14 protein-coding genes, 1 tRNA gene, 1 other RNA gene and 1 pseudogene are annotated in these 17,853 nt (G+C 70.7%); 4 read left to right on the plus strand and 13 right to left on the minus strand.

All coding sequences use genetic code 11. The features are described 5' to 3' along the window. Positions 1 to 481: 481 nt before the first annotated feature. A pseudogene (locus AB0F13_RS19665) lies at positions 482 to 1,196 on the plus strand (IS5 family transposase); the annotation flags it as partial. A gap of 494 nt (positions 1,197 to 1,690) precedes the next feature. Continuing rightward, a complete protein-coding gene (locus AB0F13_RS19670) occupies positions 1,691 to 3,505 on the plus strand; it encodes a prolyl oligopeptidase family serine peptidase (RefSeq protein ID WP_362083578.1) in 1,815 nt (604 codons plus the stop codon). Here the strand turns inward: AB0F13_RS19670 and AB0F13_RS19675 are convergent. From AB0F13_RS19675 to ffs, 10 genes are all read right to left on the minus strand, one after another. Next, positions 3,420 to 4,271 carry an SURF1 family protein gene (locus tag AB0F13_RS19675; protein ID WP_362083512.1) on the minus strand — a complete coding sequence of 284 codons (852 nt, stop codon included), beginning with the start codon at positions 4,269 to 4,271 and terminating at the stop codon, positions 3,420 to 3,422. The genes AB0F13_RS19670 and AB0F13_RS19675 overlap by 86 nt on opposite strands. 220 nt (positions 4,272 to 4,491) lie before the next feature. Continuing rightward, positions 4,492 to 5,847 (minus strand): hypothetical protein, encoded by a 1,356-nt coding sequence (locus tag AB0F13_RS19680; protein WP_362083515.1) that lies wholly within the window; start codon positions 5,845 to 5,847, stop codon positions 4,492 to 4,494. After that, positions 5,844 to 6,503, minus strand: coding sequence for a SigE family RNA polymerase sigma factor (locus tag AB0F13_RS19685; protein ID WP_362083580.1), 660 nt, complete (start codon positions 6,501 to 6,503; stop codon positions 5,844 to 5,846). Before AB0F13_RS19685 ends, AB0F13_RS19680 begins: the two co-directional genes overlap by 4 nt. Positions 6,504 to 6,877: 374 nt before the next feature. Further along, positions 6,878 to 8,086, minus strand: coding sequence for an aspartate-semialdehyde dehydrogenase (locus AB0F13_RS19690; protein WP_362083518.1), 1,209 nt, complete (start codon positions 8,084 to 8,086; stop codon positions 6,878 to 6,880). Beyond that, positions 8,086 to 9,357, minus strand: coding sequence for an aspartate kinase (locus tag AB0F13_RS19695; protein WP_362083521.1), 1,272 nt, complete (start codon positions 9,355 to 9,357; stop codon positions 8,086 to 8,088). Before AB0F13_RS19695 ends, AB0F13_RS19690 begins: the two co-directional genes overlap by 1 nt. Before the next feature lie 207 nt (positions 9,358 to 9,564). Then, on the minus strand, positions 9,565 to 10,224 hold the full coding sequence (locus AB0F13_RS19700) for a DUF5063 domain-containing protein (protein WP_362083524.1): 660 nt from the start codon (positions 10,222 to 10,224) through the stop codon (positions 9,565 to 9,567). After that, positions 10,217 to 10,816, minus strand: coding sequence for a recombination mediator RecR (gene recR, locus AB0F13_RS19705; RefSeq protein WP_362083527.1), 600 nt, complete (start codon positions 10,814 to 10,816; stop codon positions 10,217 to 10,219). The genes AB0F13_RS19700 and recR overlap by 8 nt, the downstream gene beginning before the upstream one ends. 65 nt (positions 10,817 to 10,881) lie before the next feature. After that, entirely contained in the window at positions 10,882 to 11,220 is a 339-nt protein-coding gene (locus tag AB0F13_RS19710; protein ID WP_362083530.1) for a YbaB/EbfC family nucleoid-associated protein, read from the minus strand. 132 nt (positions 11,221 to 11,352) lie between these two features. Continuing rightward, positions 11,353 to 13,632, minus strand: a complete 2,280-nt coding sequence (locus AB0F13_RS19715) for a DNA polymerase III subunit gamma and tau (RefSeq protein ID WP_362083532.1) — start codon at positions 13,630 to 13,632, stop codon at positions 11,353 to 11,355. Positions 13,633 to 13,739: 107 nt separating this feature from the next. After that, positions 13,740 to 13,834, minus strand: an RNA gene (gene ffs / locus AB0F13_RS19720) — signal recognition particle sRNA small type. A gap of 132 nt (positions 13,835 to 13,966) precedes the next feature. Here ffs and AB0F13_RS19725 point away from each other — a divergent pair. Next, positions 13,967 to 14,054: transfer RNA gene (locus tag AB0F13_RS19725), tRNA-Ser, on the plus strand. 427 nt (positions 14,055 to 14,481) lie between these two features. Here the strand turns inward: AB0F13_RS19725 and AB0F13_RS19730 are convergent. The 3 genes from AB0F13_RS19730 to AB0F13_RS19740 form a co-directional block, all read right to left on the minus strand. Then, entirely contained in the window at positions 14,482 to 15,363 is an 882-nt protein-coding gene (locus AB0F13_RS19730; protein WP_362083535.1) for a GNAT family N-acetyltransferase, read from the minus strand. Positions 15,364 to 15,428: 65 nt separating this feature from the next. Continuing rightward, positions 15,429 to 16,289: a VOC family protein gene (locus tag AB0F13_RS19735; RefSeq protein ID WP_362083583.1), complete on the minus strand. Its 861-nt coding sequence runs from the start codon at positions 16,287 to 16,289 to the stop codon at positions 15,429 to 15,431. A gap of 47 nt (positions 16,290 to 16,336) precedes the next feature. Beyond that, the gene (locus AB0F13_RS19740; RefSeq protein WP_362083538.1) at positions 16,337 to 16,921 is read right to left on the minus strand and encodes a dihydrofolate reductase family protein; all 585 of its coding nucleotides are present in this window, start codon (positions 16,919 to 16,921) and stop codon (positions 16,337 to 16,339) included. Positions 16,922 to 17,033: 112 nt separating this feature from the next. Between AB0F13_RS19740 and AB0F13_RS19745 the strand changes: the two genes are divergently transcribed. Further along, entirely contained in the window at positions 17,034 to 17,663 is a 630-nt protein-coding gene (locus tag AB0F13_RS19745) for a TetR/AcrR family transcriptional regulator (RefSeq protein WP_362083586.1), read from the plus strand. Positions 17,664 to 17,853 lie beyond the last annotated feature (190 nt).

Consider the following 17,853-nt stretch of genomic DNA (forward strand, 5'->3'; position numbering starts at 1 on the left):
GGTCACCCACGTAGGTTGTGGTCATCGGTATGCACGCACGGCTCAACGCCGCGTAGGCAGCGAGGGCACGGTGCAGCGGTGACGGCTGAGGCGGGCGTCAACACCGGGCTCGAGCGGCGCCTCGCGTCAGTGGTGGCGCCAAGAGTCGTCGGAATCCAGCGGCTCGTGCAGGTGATGAGTCACTGGCGTGGAGACGGTTTTCCGTCGTCCTGGATCTGCCAGCGAGGTTTGTCCTGGCGTCGCACGGGGATGCCGTCACCTCGCCGCTCGCCAATCCGGGCATCATTTCGGGAGGCAGGTCGAATGTGCGAGGGCGTGGCGCACGTCTTTCGGTCCGATGTTCCGGCCTGGCCATGAAGCACGATCGCCGTCAGAACCTCACCCGGCACCAACCGCTCGGCAAGACTTGCCAAGCTCGGGCAATGAGCAGCCGAGGCCATAAGGCCGTGCCCTACATGGTCAGTTGGCAGTTGTCCTGGGTATGGGGAGTGGACGGTGGGGTTGTATCGCTCCGGAGGGCCTGTGGGAGATTGCGAGGCCGTTGTTGCCGCCAGCTCGAATGTGGCCGCAAGGCGGCGGGGTCGCGAACATCGATGATGAGGCGGTCTTCGCCGCGATCATCTAGGTACTGGTCAGCGATTGTGCCTGGCGAGCCTTGCCGCCGTGCTTTGGGGCATCGAAGTCGACTGTGCATCGGCGGTTTGTCATCTGGTCGCTTACAGGGGTCTGGGGCCGACTGCATCAGGAGGTTCTCCAACTCCTGGACGAACGAGACCTGGTAGACCTCTCCCCGCGCGGTACTCGACTCTCCCATGTCCGCGCTAAAAAAAGGGGGGCGAGCTTACAGGTCCGAGCCCCGTGGACCGGGGTAAGCCGGGTTTCCAAGATGCATGTCCTGTCCCACGCGGACGGACTTCCCCTACGCGCCGAAATCGCCGCGGCCAACACCCACGACAGTCAGGCACTGAAGCCGATGCTGTCCCATTTCCACATGGGACACGAATCCCACGCAGCCGAGTCCAAGCCCCAACGCCTTCACGCGGACAAGGCGTACGACGTCCCTCACCTGCGAAAAATGGCTATGGGGCATGTCCTGGCTGACCGGCTACCGCAGACTCAACCACCGCTACGAACGGCATCCGGGTAACTACCTGGCCTTTCTTGGGCTGGCCGCCGCCATCTGCTGCTGCAAACGCTTCGGCAACCTCACATGTAGGACACGGTCTAAGTTGCTCCAGCAACGCCGCCCTCAGCGGCATCGACACCACGGCCGCGTCAGATCCCACGGGCTCCTGGGAGAAAATTGGGAGATGATCTTCCTTCGAAGCCCCTTCACGTCCCCGCGAGACCAAGCCAGGCCAAGCCTCTGACCTGCACAGTTTTCAATCTGTGCAGGTAGCGCGCCGGCCCGGACCTCATTCGGGACGAAGAGGTCGTGGGTTCAAATCCCGCCACCCTGACCTGTTTCTCCGGTCCGCCGACGCCGCTCTCATCCATTCGCACGCCCTCTTTCCATGCAGTGGCGTACGTCACTCAACTCGTCCGGGTGAGCGAGATATGCACAACCAGCGGGTAGTCCACAGGCTGTGGTGCTCCCCGCCGAGTTGTCGGCTGGGCGGCGCAGAATGGGGGCATGACTGAGAGCAACGGGTCCCTGCGGGGCGATGCGGCCGTGCCGTCGACGACATCCATGCCGGACTGGGAGAAGCGCTTCCGGGCGCCACGGGTGGGGCTGCCACGGTGGGCGAAGAGCGCTCCGGACCGGTCGCTGTTCACCTCCAACGCGACGGGGACCTTCGAGCTGTACGCCTGGGACCGGGCCACAGGCGGACAGCGGCAGGTCACGGACCGACCCAACGGAACGTCGGGCGGGAAGCTGTCGCCCGACGGTGAGTGGATCTGGTGGTTCTCCGACACCGACGGCGACGAGTTCGGCGTATGGGTCCGCCAGCCGTTCCACGGCGGGGCGGACGAGCCCGCCGCACCGGGACTCGACCCCTCGTATCCGGACGGGCTGGCGCTGGGCCGGGACGGCACGGCGGTCATCGGCCGGTCGACGGACAAGGGCGGCTCGACCGTTCACGTCGTACGCCCCGGGGGCGAGCCGGTGGAGATCTACCGGCATCAGCAGTCGGCGGGCGTGGGGGATCTGTCCCACGACGGCTCGCTGATCGCGATCGAGCACACCGAGCACGGCGATGCCATGCACTCGACGATCCGCGTCGTAAGGACTGACGGCACGGTCGTCAGTGAACTGGACGACACCCGGGGCGGCACCGAGGAGCTGGGCCTGGCCGTGATGGGGTTCGCCCCCGTCGACGGGGATTCGCGGCTGCTCGTGGGGCACCAGCGGCGGGGCCGCTGGGAGCCGATGCTGTGGGACGCGGTCACGGGCGAGGAGACGACGCTCGCCGTGGACCTGCCGGGCGACCTGGACGCGACCTGGTTCCCGGACGGCAGGGCGCTACTGATCGACCACAGCTACCAGGCACGCAGCGAGCTGTGGCGGTACGAACTGGCCAGCGGCGGACTGACCCGCCTGGACACCCCGCCGGGCACGGTGTCGGGGGCGCTGCCGCGGCCGGACGGGACGGTGGAGTTCCTGTGGTCCTCGGCCGCCGAACCGCCCGTGGTGCGGTCCACGGCCGGTCGCATAGTCCTCACTCCGCCCGCGGTGCCCCACGGCACAGCTCAGGCCCCCGGTTCGGTGCCGGCCTCCGACATATGGGTCGACGGGCCCGGCGGCAAGGTGCACGCGCTGATACAGAAGCCCGCGGGTGAGGGACCGTTCCCGACGGTGTTCGACATTCACGGCGGCCCGACCTGGCACGACAGTGACGCGTTCGCCGCCGGACCGGCGGCCTGGGTGGACCACGGCTTCGCGGTCATACGCGTCAACTACCGCGGCTCCACGGGATACGGGCGAGCCTGGACGGACGCGCTCAAGCACCGGGTCGGGCTCATCGAGCTGGAGGACATCGCGGCGGTACGCCAGTGGGCCGTGGCATCGGGTCTCTCGGACCCGGAGCGGATGGTGCTCGCCGGCGGCTCGTGGGGCGGCTACCTGACCCTGCTCGGCCTGGGCACGCAGCCCGACGCGTGGACGCTCGGCCTGGCCGCCGTGCCGGTCGCGGACTATGTGACGGCCTACCACGACGAGATGGAGGTACTGAAGGCACTGGACCGCACGCTGCTCGGCGGGACCCCGGAGGAGGTGCCGGAACGCTTCGCGGCATCGTCACCGCTGACGTACGTCGACCAGGTCCGGGCCCCGGTTTACATCTCCGCCGGCATGAACGACCCGCGCTGCCCGATACGTCAGGTGGAGAACTATGTGGAGCGGCTGGCGCAGCGCGGCCACCCGCATGAGGTGTACCGCTACGACGCGGGGCACGGCTCGCTGGTGGTAGAGGAGCGGATCAAGCAGCTCCGGTTGGAGATCGCTTTCGTTGAGCGTCATCTGGGCCGTCCGGGCCACCGGGACCGGCCGGCTGATCGGGGGTGATGCCCAGCGCCAGGTCCCTGGCGGCCTCGGCCTCCCGGCGGAAGAGCCGGAACCACATGAAGGCGACGAAACCCGCGAAGACGAACCACTCGCCGGTGTAGCCGAGGTTCTGGAACGCCTTGAGGTCAAGGCCGCTGTTGGGAGCCGCGGTCGGGGGCACCGCGGCCAGGGGGGCCGGTGCCTTGGAAACGGTGATCCACGCGTCGTACACCCCGTACGGCACGAGGTTGACCAGCGAGGCGGCGCTGATCACGCCGAGCTGTCCCTGGGGGAGCCCGCCGGACGTTCGTACGCCCTTCGACGAAGGGCTCTCCGACGCCTGGAGCGCGCCGGTCACGGCGACCTCGCCGGACGGCGGGGCCGGCACCTTCGCGGTGTCGTCCTTCGACGCGGCGTCGCCGGGCAGCCAGCCCCGGACGACGGGCAGGGCCTTGCCGCCGTCGGTGCGCAGGAGGGTCAGCACATAGAAGCCCTTACGGGAGTCCAGGTCCCGGTCGGGTACGAGCAGTTGGTGCCCGATGTCGTACCGTCCGGTCGCCGTGGCCTGGCGACCGGAGGTCTCGGTGGTCACCGGCAGCAGTTCGTTCAGCGGCGCGGACTTGGCCGTCCGGGCTTCGTCGGCCTGGGTCTGCTGGTCGCGGTGTGAGTCGACGCGCGTTTCGAAGCGGCTGAGCTGCCAGCTGCCCATGAACAGGCACACGGGGATGGCCAGCACCGCGAAGACGTTGATTCCCCACCAGCGGGGAGTCAGCAGGAACCGATACACACCACCACGGTACGGGCAACGCCGCAGCCGCCATCCGGCGGGGCAGCACCGGCCGGGTGGGGAGGGGCGGAGCAGGGGAGGGGGCGAGGGGGATGGGGGCGGGGGGGGACCCCCTCACTGCGGCCCTACGGCTCCGCAGTCCTGCAGCTCCGCAGCCTCACCGCCGCGCAGCCTCACCGCCACGCAGCCCACCGCCGCACAGCCCCACCGTCGAGCGCCCCTACGGCTTCGGGGCTGCGGTCAGGGCGCCAGTGCGGTAGATCGTGCCTGCGCAGGCGTCGGGGATCGTCGCGTCGGCCGCCTTCGGCTCGCCCACGTCGGGGGTGTGGCTGAGCACGACGCTCGCCGGGGGCTTGGCCGGCTCGGTGTCCTGGGTGGTGGCCTTCGGCTGTTCCTCCGCCGTGGTGGTCGCCCCGGGGGCGGCGGAGGGCTTGGACGACGGAACCGGCGTGGGGCCCGCCGGCTTGGAGCAGCCGCTGGGGCCGCCATCGGCCGACGGGACCCAGGCGAACTTGATCTCGTACGCCTGCCCCGGCTGGAGGATCACCTGGCTGGGCTCGGTGGCCGGGTCGGGCAGCCCGGATGCGGCGTCGCCGACCGTGTGGTCCACGACGGTGACCCGTGAGCTCTCGGCGCTGCCCTGCGCCTGGGCCGCCACGACGCCCGCGCCGGCCACGGCGCAGACGGTGCCCGAGACGTTGACGACCCGGAAGGCGCCGTAGACGCGGCCGTCCTTGTCCGCCGTGCCGACGGTGCCGACGCCCCTGCCGAGCTGGTTGCGGTCGCAGGTGGGCGAGGACGCGGCGAGTGTCGGACCGGGCGCGGGGGCCGTGCCGCCCGCGGCGCCGGTGGGGCCGGTGGTGCTGCCGTCCTTCTTCCCGTCCTCGCTTTTCTGCTTCTCCTCGTCCTTCCGGGCGTCCGGTCCGGTGGTGCTCTCCCCCGGTTTGCCTTCTTCGCCGCCGCCGCTCCGGCGTCCGTCGGACAGCTCGTGCGTGCGCTGGCGGCTGCTGGCGGCGTTGGCCGGGCGTTCGCCGGCGGTGCCGACGGTCGTGGCGACGTGGATGAGCGCGGGCATGGCCGCGGCCCCGAAGATCACAGCGGCCGCGATGCCGACGGCGGCCTGCCGCCGCCGCGTACGCCGGGCGGGCACGGCATGACGCAGCTGCTCCAGCGCGTCGGCGGACGGTTCGATGTCGTCGACCGCTCCGTGCAGCAGGCGTCGGAGCGCCTGCTCGTCGAGATCGGATGCGAGATCAGATGCGAGACCGGACGGGAAACCGGAGGGGAGACCGGACACGGGGCCCGACGCGAAACTGGACGGGAGGTCGCACGCCCTGCCAGACGCCTGGCCGGACGCGAGGTCGGACACCTGGCCGGACACCTGGTCCGACGCCTGGTCCGACCGCAGGTCACGCGCGAGATCAGCCGAACCCGCCGGGCCGCAGGGGCCGCCCTGGCCGCCCTCCGACGCGTCGTCCGGGTGCACGCCGTCAGCCTCGCCGTGACGACCGCGGGAACCATCCCCCGGACGTCCGGCCTCGCCGTGACCGTCGCGGTTGTCGTGGTGGTGGCTCATACCGGCGCCTCCATGGCGATCCGGAGCGCGGCGATGCCTCGCGAGCCGTAGGCCTTGACCGATCCCAGGGAGAGACCCAGGGTCTCGGCGACCTGGGCCTCGGTCATGTCGGCGAAATAGCGCAGGACGAGGACTTCGCGCTGGCGGCGCTGAAGTCCACGCATGGCTTTGATCAATTGGTCGCGCTCCAGCTGTTCGTACGCCCCTTCCTCGGCGCTCGCCATGTCGGGCATCGGCTTGGACAGCAGCTTCAGTCCGAGGATGCGACGGCGGAGCGCGGAGCGGGACAGGTTGACGACAGTCTGCCGCAGATAGGCGAGGGTCTTTTCCGGGTCGCGGACGCGGCTGCGCGCGGAGTGCACCCGGATGAAGGCTTCCTGCACGACGTCCTCGCAGGAGGCGGTGTCGTCGAGGAGCAGGGCTGCGAGACCGAGCAGCGACCGGTAGTGGGCCCGGTAGGTCTCGGTGAGGTGGTCGACTGTGGTGCCCGCTGCCATCGCCTCGTCAGCGTCCCCCCAGTGCGACGCCGCGGACGAGGCTGTCTGCGCGGTCGCCTGAGGGGGCGTCTGCACGGATGGCGGCGGCGACGTCTGCGAGGGGATCTGCGGCGGTATCTGCCCGGGGCGGGCGGCCGGCCAGGGCGCGATCACCGGCATGCCGCCCGGTGTGCCGGGACGCGGGCGCACCGTGGCGCTGCCGCGCCGCGGGACGGTTGCGATGCTGATGACCTCTGCCACGCCTGTTGGACACGCTTCCCCCCGTCAGGGTTGTACGCGCTAGGCATCGCGGTAGCGATTGACGACGCTTCGTCGGACGATGCGCCACATGCCCTCATGCGTACCAGCTCTTCCTCAATGCCCCGGTTTTTGGTACCGCCGTGAGAGACGGCAACAAAGACGCTCCCCACCCCGGCTGCGGTTGCAGCGGGACGGGGAGCGAATAGCCGAACAGATCAACTGCCCAGTTCAAGAGGTCTGGACCAACGAGTTGATCTCAGAACCTTCACACATCCCCCATGCATTCCCAAGTATTACTGAGCAGTCAGCTCCGCCGCCACGACTTCCGCGATCTGTGCCGTGTTGAGGGCCGCGCCCTTGCGCAGATTGTCGCCGCAGACGAAGAGTTCCAACGCCCTGGGGTCGTCCAGTGCGCGCCGGACCCGCCCCACCCACGTCGGGTCGGTGCCCACCGCGTCGGCCGGTGTGGGGAACTCCCCCTCGGCCGGGCTGTCGCACAGCACCACCCCCGGCGCGTTGGCCAGGATCTCGTGCGCCCGCTGGACTGTCACCTCGTTCTCGAACCGGGCGTGCACGCTCAGCGAGTGCGTCGTGATCACCGGTACGCGCACGCACGTCGCGCTCACCCGCAGCTCCGGCAGGCCCAGGATCTTGCGCGACTCACCGCGCACCTTGAGCTCCTCCGACGACCAGCCGTCCGCCATCAGCGACCCGGCCCACGGCACCACGTTCAGCGCCACCGGCGCCGGGAAGGGCCCGGTGTCGTCGCCGACCGCGCGCCGCACGTCGCCGGGCTGCGTACCCAGCTCTGTACCGGCCACGGCCGCGAGCTGCGTCCGCAGTGCGTCCACGCCCGCCTTGCCCGCGCCCGATACCGCCTGGTACGAGGAGACGATCAGCTCGCTCAGCCCGAACTCGGCGTGCAGCGCGCCCACTGCGACGATCATCGACAGCGTGGTGCAGTTGGGGTTGGCGATGATGCCGCGCGGGCGGACCCGGGCGGCGTGCGCGTTCACCTCGGGCACCACCAGCGGAACGTCCGGGTCCATCCGGAAGGCCGCGGAGTTGTCCACGACAACCGCACCCTTGGCCACGGCGATCGGCGCCCAGCGCGCGGAGACCTCGTCCGGCACATCGAACATCGCAACGGCGACGCCCTCGAACGCCTCCTCGCTCAACGCGACGACCTCGACCTGCTCACCCCGGACGGTCAGCTTCCGCCCTGCCGAGCGCGCGGACGCGATGAGGCGGATCTCGCCCCAGATGTCCGCATGCTGGGAGAGGATCTCCAGCATGACCGTACCGACGGCGCCGGTCGCGCCGACGACGGCGAGCGTGGGCCTGGTGGTGCGGGCGCCCGTGCGGCCGCCGGTGAAGGCATCCGCACGGGCGGCGACGCCGCCCAGGTCCCCGTAGCCACCCAGCAGACCCGGCCCGCCACCCAGCAGACCCGGCCCGCCGACCGGGGCAGGCGCGCCGAAGCCCTCCGGGTGGGCGGACATCATCGGCCGGTGCCGCCGTACACGACCGCTTCGTCGCTCTCGGTGTCCAGGCCGAAGGCGGTGTGGACGGCCCGTACGGACTCGTTCACGTCGTCGGCGCGCGTGACGACCGAGATGCGGATCTCGGAGGTCGAGATCAGCTCGATGTTCACGCCGGCGTTCGACAGCGCCTCGAAGAACGTCGCCGTGACGCCGGGGTTGGTCTTCATCCCGGCACCGACCAGCGAGATCTTCGCGATCTGGTCGTCGTAGCGCAGGGAGTCGAAGCCCACGCGGGCCCTCGTACGCTCCAGCGCCTCGATCGCCTTGCGGCCCTCGGTCTTCGGGAGGGTGAAGGAGATGTCCGTCAGGCCCGTGGAGGCCGCCGAGACGTTCTGGACGATCATGTCGATGTTGATCTCGGCGTCCGAGATGGCCCGGAAGATCGTCGCGGCCTCGCCCGGCTTGTCCGGCACCCCGACGACCGTGACCTTCGCCTCGGACGTGTCGTGTGCGACACCCGAGATGATCGCCTGCTCCATCGGCTGATCCCCTTGCGGTTCGTTGCTGACCCAGGTGCCGCGCAGCCCGGAGAAGGACGAGCGGACGTGGATCGGGATGTTGTAACGGCGTGCGTACTCCACGCAGCGGTGCAGCAGCACCTTCGAACCGGAGCTCGCCAGCTCCAGCATGTCCTCGAACGAGATCCAGTCGATCTTGCGGGCCTTCTTCACGACCCGCGGGTCGGCGGTGAAGACACCGTCGACATCGGTGTAGATCTCGCACACCTCGGCGTCCAGCGCGGCCGCGAGCGCGACGGCGGTGGTGTCGCTGCCGCCCCGGCCCAGGGTCGTGATGTCCTTCTTGTCCTGGGACACACCCTGGAAGCCGGCCACGATCGCGATGTTGCCCGCGTCCACGGACTGCTGGATGCGGCCCGGCGTGACATCGATGATGCGCGCTTTGTTGTGGACCGAGTCGGTGATGACTCCGGCCTGGCTGCCCGTGAACGACTGCGCCTCGTGACCGAGGTTTTTGATCGCCATCGCCAGCAGCGCCATGGAGATCCGCTCTCCGGCGGTCAGCAGCATGTCGAACTCACGCCCGGCAGGGATCGGGGAAACCTGCGCGGCGAGATCGATCAACTCGTCCGTCGTGTCGCCCATCGCGGAAACCACGACGACCACCTGGTGGCCGTTCTTCTTGGCTTCCACGACTCGCTTGGCAACCCGCTTGATGCCTTCGGCATCGGCAACGGAGGAGCCTCCGTACTTCTGCACGACAAGGCCCACGTGCGCTCCTCGCAGCTATACGTAATGCGGTCGGCTCAGTCTAACGAGCGGTCCTAATCGGCCATGCCGATGTCACATGGTGAGATATACCGCGTAAGCGCGTGCCGCTCGGCGGAACCGGGAGCGTACGCCCCTGCCCCGCCCGCCCGCAGCTCCCTCCGCCTCGCCGCTCGGCCGCCACCTCTCCGCGGCCACCCGCCGCGAAAATCAGACGCCCGGGCCCCGCAGGCCCAGTGGGCCGCCGATCTCCGCGGCCATGACCCGGCCGGCCTCCTCGGCCAGCTGCTCGTCGGCCACCGCGTCCGTGTCGAGTCCGTCGAGCTCGTCCAGCGGCTGGTCGAGCCGTACGTGCGCGACGAGGGACTGCAGGGCGCGCAGGCAGGCGGAGGCGGTGGTGCCCCAGTTGGAGAGGTAGGAGAACTGCCACCACCACAGGGCCTCGCTGACGCGGCCGTCGCGGTAGTGGGCCATGCCGTGCCGCAGGTCGGTGATGATGTCGGCGAGGTCGTCGGAGATGCGGGACGCCACGGGGGCGCTGCGCGGTACGTAGGGGTCGAAGACCTCGGAGTAGACGTCCACCGGGTCGAGCATGGCCGCGAACCGCTCGCGCAGCTCGTCGACGTCCGGCTCGGGGCCGACGTCCGGCTCGTAGCGCTCGTCCGGGAGGAAGTCCTCGTGCGCGCCCAGCCTGCCACCGGTGAGAAGGAGCTGGGAGACCTCCAGCAACAGGAAGGGCACGGCGCTGTCGGCCGCGTCGCCGCGGGACACCTCGGCGACGGCCACGATGAAACTCTCGATCGAGTCCGCGACCGATACGGCGAAGTCGCCCGGGTCGCGCTTCGAGTCGTGCAGCGTTGCGTCAGACATCGAGAAGTCTTCTCCCTTCGAAGGCACGCCCCAGCGTGACCTCGTCGGCATATTCAAGATCTCCACCAACAGGCAGGCCACTGGCCAGCCGTGTGACCTTCATCCCCATCGGCTTCACCATGCGCGCGAGGTACGTGGCCGTGGCCTCCCCCTCGAGATTGGGGTCGGTGGCCAGGATCAGCTCGGTGACCGTGCCGTCCGCGAGCCGCGCCAGCAGTTCGCGGATGCGCAGGTCGTCCGGTCCGACGCCCTCGATGGGGCTGATCGCCCCGCCGAGTACGTGGTAGCGGCCGCGGAACTCTCTCGTCCGCTCGATGGCCACGACGTCCTTGGACTCCTCCACGACGCAGATGACGGCCCGGTCGCGGCGCGGGTCCTGGCAGACCCGGCACTGCTCCTCCTGCGCCACGTTGCCGCAGACCGCGCAGAACCGGACCTTCGCCTTGACCTCGGTCAGCGCGTGTGCGAGCCGGCGGACGTCGGCCGGCTCCGCCTGGAGGATGTGGAACGCGATCCGCTGGGCGCTCTTGGGCCCGACGCCGGGCAGCCTGCCCAGTTCGTCGATGAGGTCCTGGACTACGCCTTCATACACGGATCGGGTTCTCCTTCTGCGTTTGTCTCTGACTCGGCCGGTGTCCGGCCGAGCCGGTCAGCGGGTCAGAACGGGAGGCCGGGGATGCCGCCGCCCAGGCCTTCGGCGAGCGGGCCGAGCTTCTGCTGCTGCATCTGCTGGGCGCTCGCGTTGGCGTCGCGCACGGCGGCGAGAACGAGGTCGGCGAGGGTCTCGGTGTCCTCGGGGTCCACGGCCTTGGGGTCGATGACCAGGCCCTGGAGCTCACCGGCGCCGCTGACGGTCGCCTTCACCAGGCCGCCGCCGGCCGTGCCCTCGACGAGGGTGCGGGCCAGCTCGTCCTGGGCCGCGGCGAGGTCCTGCTGCATCTTCTGGGCCTGCTGAAGCAGCTGCTGCATGTTGGGCTGGCCACCACCGGGGATCACGGGATTCGCTCCTGGCTGTCGACAACTATTTGCTTCGGTAGCCCGAGCCTACGTGCTCCCCGCGCGGCGCGCCCTACGCCGCAGGAACGAGAGCGGGAGGGCCCTGAAGCGTAGGGGGCGCCTCCCCGTCCGCTACTCGTTGGCGATCTCCTCGATGACCGTCGCGCCCAGTTCGCGCACGATCAGGTCGTGGCCGGTCAGGGCGGTGTCGTCGAGGTCGGGGTCGTCCTCGGCGGGTACGTCGTCCTCGGGCGCGACGGGCGGCGGCTCCGGCTCCCGGTACTGCTGCGGGGGACCGGTCGGAGGCACGGCCGGCGCCGGGCGCTGCTCCGGCCCGGGGGCCTGCGGCGCGGTCGCGGGACGGGGGGCGGCGGCCGGGACGGGCACCGGTGCCTGGGGCGGGGCGTAGGAGGGTGCCGGTGCGCTGCTGCCGAAGCCACCCCCGAAGCCACCGCTGGGCGCCCCGGCGCCGCCTCCGGAGGGGTCGACGAGAATTTCGGTCTTCCACTGCACGCCGAGGTCGCCGATGGCCTGCCGCAGGACGTCCTCGCTGCCGCTGTTGGCGAAGCTGTCGCGGGCTCCGGCGTTGGAGAAGCCGACCTGCAGCGTGGTGCCGTCGAAGCCGGCGACCTGGGCGTTCTGGCTGAGCAGGATCCACGTGAAACGTCGGCGGTTCTTGACCGCCTCCAGGATCGCGGGCCACATCTGCCGGGCCTGCGTCGCGTCGCCCTGCGGCTGCGGGGCGGCGTACGAGCCGGCGGGCGCGACTGTGGTGGTGGCCGGGGCGGGTGCGGGTGCGGGGGCCTGCGGCGCCGTGGCGGCGGAGGGCCAGGCACCGGCCTGGGGCGCCGCGGCGGGAGCGGCCGGGGCCGCGGGGGTTGCCGGTGCGGCGGCTGTCGGCCAGGCACCGGCCTGGGGGGCGGCGGGCGCCGCAGCCGCGGCGGGGGCTGCCGCGGCGGGCCAGGCGCCCGGTCTCGGGGCGCTCGCCGCGGGCGGTGCCGTTTCCGGCGCGGGCGGCGCGGCAGGTGCCTGAGCGGTCACCGGGGCCGGTGCTGCGGCAGCGGCAGCGGCGGCGGCAGGAGCGGGTACGGGCGCGGATGCGGGCGCCGGGGCGCCGGTGACCGCCGCACGGGCCGCGGCGGCACCGGAAAGACCGCCGGGCGCGCCGGTGCCGGCGGGGGCCTGGGCGGGAGCGTGGGCGTCCGGGCCGGGGACATAGCCCACGGCCGGCCCGGCCGCGGGTGCGCTCACGACTCCGCCGCGCTCGAGCCTGTCGAGCCGCGCCCGGACCGAGCGCTCGTCGTCGAAGGCGGCGGGCAGCAGGACTCGCGCACAGATCAGCTCCAGCTGAAGCCGCGGGGAGGTGGCGCCGCGCATCTCCGTCAGGCCCTCGTTGACGAGGTCGGCGGCACGGCTGAGCTCGCCGGGGCCGAAGACGGAGGCCTGGGCCTGCATGCGCTCCACGACGTCCACAGGGGCGTCGATGAGGCCCTTCTCGGCGGCGTCCGGGACGGCGGCGAGGATCACCAGATCCCGCAGCCGCTCCAGCAGGTCGGCCACGAACCGCCGGGGGTCGTTGCCGCCCTCGATGACCCGGTCGACGATCTCGAAGGCCGCTCCCCCGTCGCCCGCGGCGAAGGCGTCGACGACGGCGTCGAGCAGCGAGCCGTCCGTGTAGCCGAGGAGGGACGTGGCCATGGCATACGTCACACCGTCCTCGGCGGCCCCCGCGAGCAACTGGTCCATCACCGACATCGAGTCACGTACGGACCCGGCGCCGGCCCGTACGACCAGCGGCAGCACGCCCTCCGCGACGGGAATGGCCTCCTGCTCGCACACCTCGCCCAGGTAGTCACGCAGGGTGCCCGGCGGGACGAGGCGGAACGGATAGTGGTGCGTACGCGACCGGATCGTGCCGATGACCTTCTCGGGCTCGGTGGTCGCGAAGATGAACTTGAGGTGCTCCGGCGGCTCCTCGACCACCTTCAGCAGGGCGTTGAAGCCCGCCGAGGTGACCATGTGGGCCTCGTCGATGATGTAGATCTTGTAGCGGCTGTAGGCAGGCCCGAAGAAGGCCTTCTCGCGCAGCTCACGGGCGTCGTCCACGCCACCGTGCGACGCGGCGTCGATCTCGATGACATCGATGGACCCGCGGCCGTTGCGCGCCAGGTCCTGGCACGACTGGCACTCCCCGCACGGGGTGGGCGTCGGCCCCTTCTCGCAGTTCAGGCAGCGCGCGAGGATGCGCGCACTGGTCGTCTTGCCACAGCCGCGCGGCCCGCTGAACAGGTACGCGTGATTGACCCGGTTGTTGCGCAGCGCCTGCTGCAACGGGGTGGTGACATGCTCCTGTCCGATGACCTCGGCGAAGGACTCGGGACGGTAGCGGCGGTAAAGCGCGAGGGACGACACACCTACGACGATATCGGGCCCCACTGACAAGTGGCCTCGGTCACAGATTCCAGGCCCTCAGCCCCACCCGTAACCCTGCCGGCCCCACCCGGACCCCGCCCGGAAACGCAAGGGCCCCTCACGCACCCGCCAGAGCCCACTTACCCTTGCTGCCTTCCGGCCCTGGGGGAATTGGGTGAGATAGCGCCACGTGAGGGGCTTACCCCCACCCTAGCCGATCCCGGGCAGTGCGTGGACCCTCCTTCCCCTCCCAGGACCCTCCCGGCCCTCCGCCGGGACCCCCCTCCCGGATCGGGTTCGCGAGCACTGCTCCACGTCTTGTATTGTTTGCGGCGGAGGATTCGCCTAGAGGCCTAGGGCGCACGCTTGGAAAGCGTGTTGGGGGCAACCCCTCACGAGTTCGAATCTCGTATCCTCCGCCAGTGCCTCACCGGGCACGACTCGAAGGGCCCCACCGCTTGCGGTGGGGCCCTTCGACGTTGTCCGTGTTGTCCGTCTCGGCTGTTGTCCGTCTCGACGTGATCCCCGGAAAAGTGATCCCCGGAAAAGGCAGTCCCCGGTAGTCCTTCTCGGTTCCACGAGTTCCAGCCGTCGCTGGATCCTCCGGGGCCGAGTGGATCTGCCGGGGGCCTGGCCAGAGCCAACAAGTGGTCACGCGCGTCGATGAACGTCTCCACCGATGGCGCGGCTCGCTCTGGTTTTCTGGTGTATTGCCATTTTCCTCCTCATTTCGCGTGAGTCAAGAGATTCGTAGCAAACAAGACACCCCGGGCCGGCCTCCTCGTCGCCTCCTCGTCACTGAGCCACGGAGGCACGTAGGCGCCGTCGCCGGCGGCCTCCTGCGCTCGGCTACACGTCGAGCTGGTACTCGTGGGCCGTGTGCGTCGGCAGGTAGCCGAGCTCGTCGTTGACGTGCCGCATGTACGGGTTGTTGTCGGCGGTGTCGGTCAGCAGGCCGGCGAGGTGGGGGTGGCGTTCGCGGGCCTGGATGATCGAGGCGGCCTTCATCCAGCGGGCGAGGCTGCGGCCGCGGTGCTCCGGCAGCACCGCCGTGCCGTAGTGCTGGGCGTCGCCCGTCCCGCTGCCGGGGACCACGAGTTCGGTGAAGCCGGCGATGGAGCCGTCCGACCGGTCGATGGCCGCCACGGTGTGGAGAACGTCCCCACGTGCGGCGATGGCCGAGGCCGCCTCCCGTACCCGGTCAAGATCCCAGACCACCGTGCCGTAGTCGACTGCGCCCATGGGCATGTCGTCCATGGCCCGGCGCGATGCCACGAAGGTGTCGGCGAGCTCATCGGGCACCATCCCCTCCCACGCCGCCAGCTGGTAACCGGCATGCGGCTTCTCTGCGATGGCGGTGAGCGCGGGGAGATCCGCGTCGGCCGGCAGCAGCCGGGCGTAGGTCAGGGCCAGCACTGCGCGGAAGCCGGTGGCGATGAGGAAGCCGGCACCGGGAGAGCCGGCTTCGGCCTGGGATATGACGGCACGACGGCCGTCCAGGCGGGCGGCGGCGACGGCCGCGTCGAGCAGCAGGGAGCCCGCCCGCCGGCGCCGTTCGGCCGGGTGGACCTGAACATCCAGTTCGGCGAGGTGGCGCTGGCCCTCCTTGGTGAACAGGCGCAGGAAGGCGGACCCGACGGGGCGGCCGTCAGGGCCGCAGGCCAGCCAGACCAGGCGGCGGCCGGCGGACGTCTCCTCCGGGTCGGTCAGGGCGGTGATGCGTACGGACAAGCTGTCTCCGTCACGGGTAAGTACTTGCGAGGGATGGGATTCGTCCTGCGCCAGGCCCCAGGCCGTCACTGGGCCCAGGGCAGGATGCGGGTGCCCTCGGTGCCGGGCACGGAGGCCACGCCGTCGGAGCGCATGGCGACGTGGGCCTCGGCCGCCTGCGGGGCGTGGACCTGGCGGAGTACGTCCGGCGGGAGGACGAAGGTCTGCCCGGCCGTGATCTTCTCGGTGCGGCCTGCGCAGGTGACCTGAAGGACGCCGGCGGTCACGGTCCAGACCTGCTCGCGGCTGATCGAGTGCTCGGGGCCGGTCTGGCCGGACTCCATCTCCACGGCCCAGGTGCTGAGTTCTGTGCTGCCCCGGCTGGGAGCGGCCAGACCGGTCATGCGGGCGTTCGGTGAGTCGGTGACGTTCTCGCCGGCGGGGCTGATCACGCGCACGGCGGGCTCGTCGGTCTGCGCGGGCTCGTCGGTCTGCGCCGGCTCCCCGGTCTGCGCGGGCTCGTCGGGGGTGGCCCATTCGACGAGCTGGACGACGATTCCGTTCGGGTCGGTGAGCTGGAACAGCCGCTCGCCCCAGGGCTCTTCGCGCAGCGGCATGGTGATCGGGGCGCCGGCCTCACGCAGGCGCCGCTCCTCGGCGTCGAGGCCGGTGACGGTGAGCGCGAAGATCAGGCCGTCGGCCTGCCGGTCGCGCTGCCCGGCTGGGAGCACCTCGCTTCCGCGGCAGAGCAGCACGATGTCGGCGGTGGCGTCACCGCGGGTCAGGGACGCGAAGCCGTCGGCGGCCATGGCGACCTGGTAGCCGAGGTGGGTGCAGAAGAATTCGCACGAGGCGTCCACGTCAGCGACGGTGAGGGACAGGGTGGAGGTGGTGACGTTCAGGGCATCTCCTGGCAGGTTCAGGCGTGGGGCGTTCCGGCGCGGCAGGTTCCGGCGCGGTGAATTGCGTACGAGGGTGCTGAGCGGCTGCTGCTCTAGTCGGAGGCCTTCGCGTAGGTGAGGACGAGGTTGCCGCCCTCGAACACTCGGCTGTCCGTGAGCCGGAAGGCGCGCGGCGAGAAGTCTGCGCGGAAGAGCGGGATGCCGGTGCCGGCCACGACCGGGTACTGCTTGATGATCAGCTCATCGATCTCGGGGAGCAGTTGGCCGGCCAGGTCGGCGCCGCCGCAGAGCCAGATCCCGAGCCCGTCCTCCCGCTTGAGCTTGCGGACCAGGACGGCCGGGTCCTCGGCGGTGACCTCCACGGCCGGGTCCGGGCTGGTGGCGAGCGAGCGGGAGAACACGATCTGCCGCAGGTGGGCGTAGGGGCTGGTGATGCCGTCGGCCAGACCCGGGCCGTACGTGCTGCGGCCCATGAGCACGGTATCGAAGCGGGTGTTGGGCGCGTCCCCGACGCCGAGGGCGGCGCGGGCCGGGGTCCAGAGGGTGTCCGCAAACTCGCCGATCAGGTGCGGGAGGTAGTCCCCGGCGACGTACGGGGTGAAGAAGTCGAAGTCGCCGTCGGGGGCGGCGATGAAGCCGTCGATGGTGGTGCCGACGACGTAGGTGAGCTTGCGCATCCAGATCCATTCGCTCGGCCTATTTTTGCAACGGACGTAACTTTAGGCGGAGGCATCCGATCGGTCAAGCATAAATTTGCCACGGATGTAAGATTGCCGCATGGCCACCGAGATGGGACTCCGCGAGTCCAAGAAGCAGGAGACCAGGCAGCTGATCTCCGACTGTGCGACCAGGCTCTTCATCGAGCAGGGCTTCGAGCAGACCACCATCGCCGAGATCGCCGCCGCGGCCCGCGTGGCCAAGAAGACGGTGACCAACTACTTCCCCCGCAAGGAAGACCTGGCCCTCGACCACCACGAGGCGTTCACCCAGGGCCTGGCCCGGAGCGTCGCCGAGCGCGGGCCCGACGAAGAGCCGCTCACCGCCCTGGGACGGACGTTCCGCACCGCCCTGCTGGAACACAGCCCCGTCGTCGGCTTCACCGGTCCCGCGTTCGCCCGCATGGTCGCCGGCAGCCCCACCCTCACCGCCCGGCTTCGCGAACTGCACGACCAGCGAGAGGCGGCACTCGCCGCAGCGCTGACCGCCGCCGACCCCGATCCCGACCCGGCCATCGCGCCCAGGGCCGCCGCCGCCCTGATTGCCGCGGCGGACCGTCTGCTGTTCCGGCGCATCCAGGAACTCACCCTGGCCGGCCGCACCGACGACCAGATCGAGGCCACGCTGATTCCGGAGGCCGACCACCTCCGCACCCTTCTCGCCGCCGCCCTTGGCAACCGCCCCTCCCCCGCGGCCTGGTGACCTCGCCGCATGCCCGGGACCGCGCGACGGAGAAACGACCCGCCCGTTGGCAGCTCTGGTGGCGGTCACCCCGTACAGCGGTGTCCGGAACCCGGTGAGCGAGCCGCTCCGTCGCTGGGCAGGACGCCTCCGGACTGCGTCCTCCCGCGGCTCGCAGTCGCCGACCTCCGAGCGGGCGCGGGCTGCCCTG

It is taken from the genome of Streptomyces sp. NPDC026206 (genome assembly GCF_040638465.1).
Classification (GTDB): domain Bacteria; phylum Actinomycetota; class Actinomycetes; order Streptomycetales; family Streptomycetaceae; genus Streptomyces.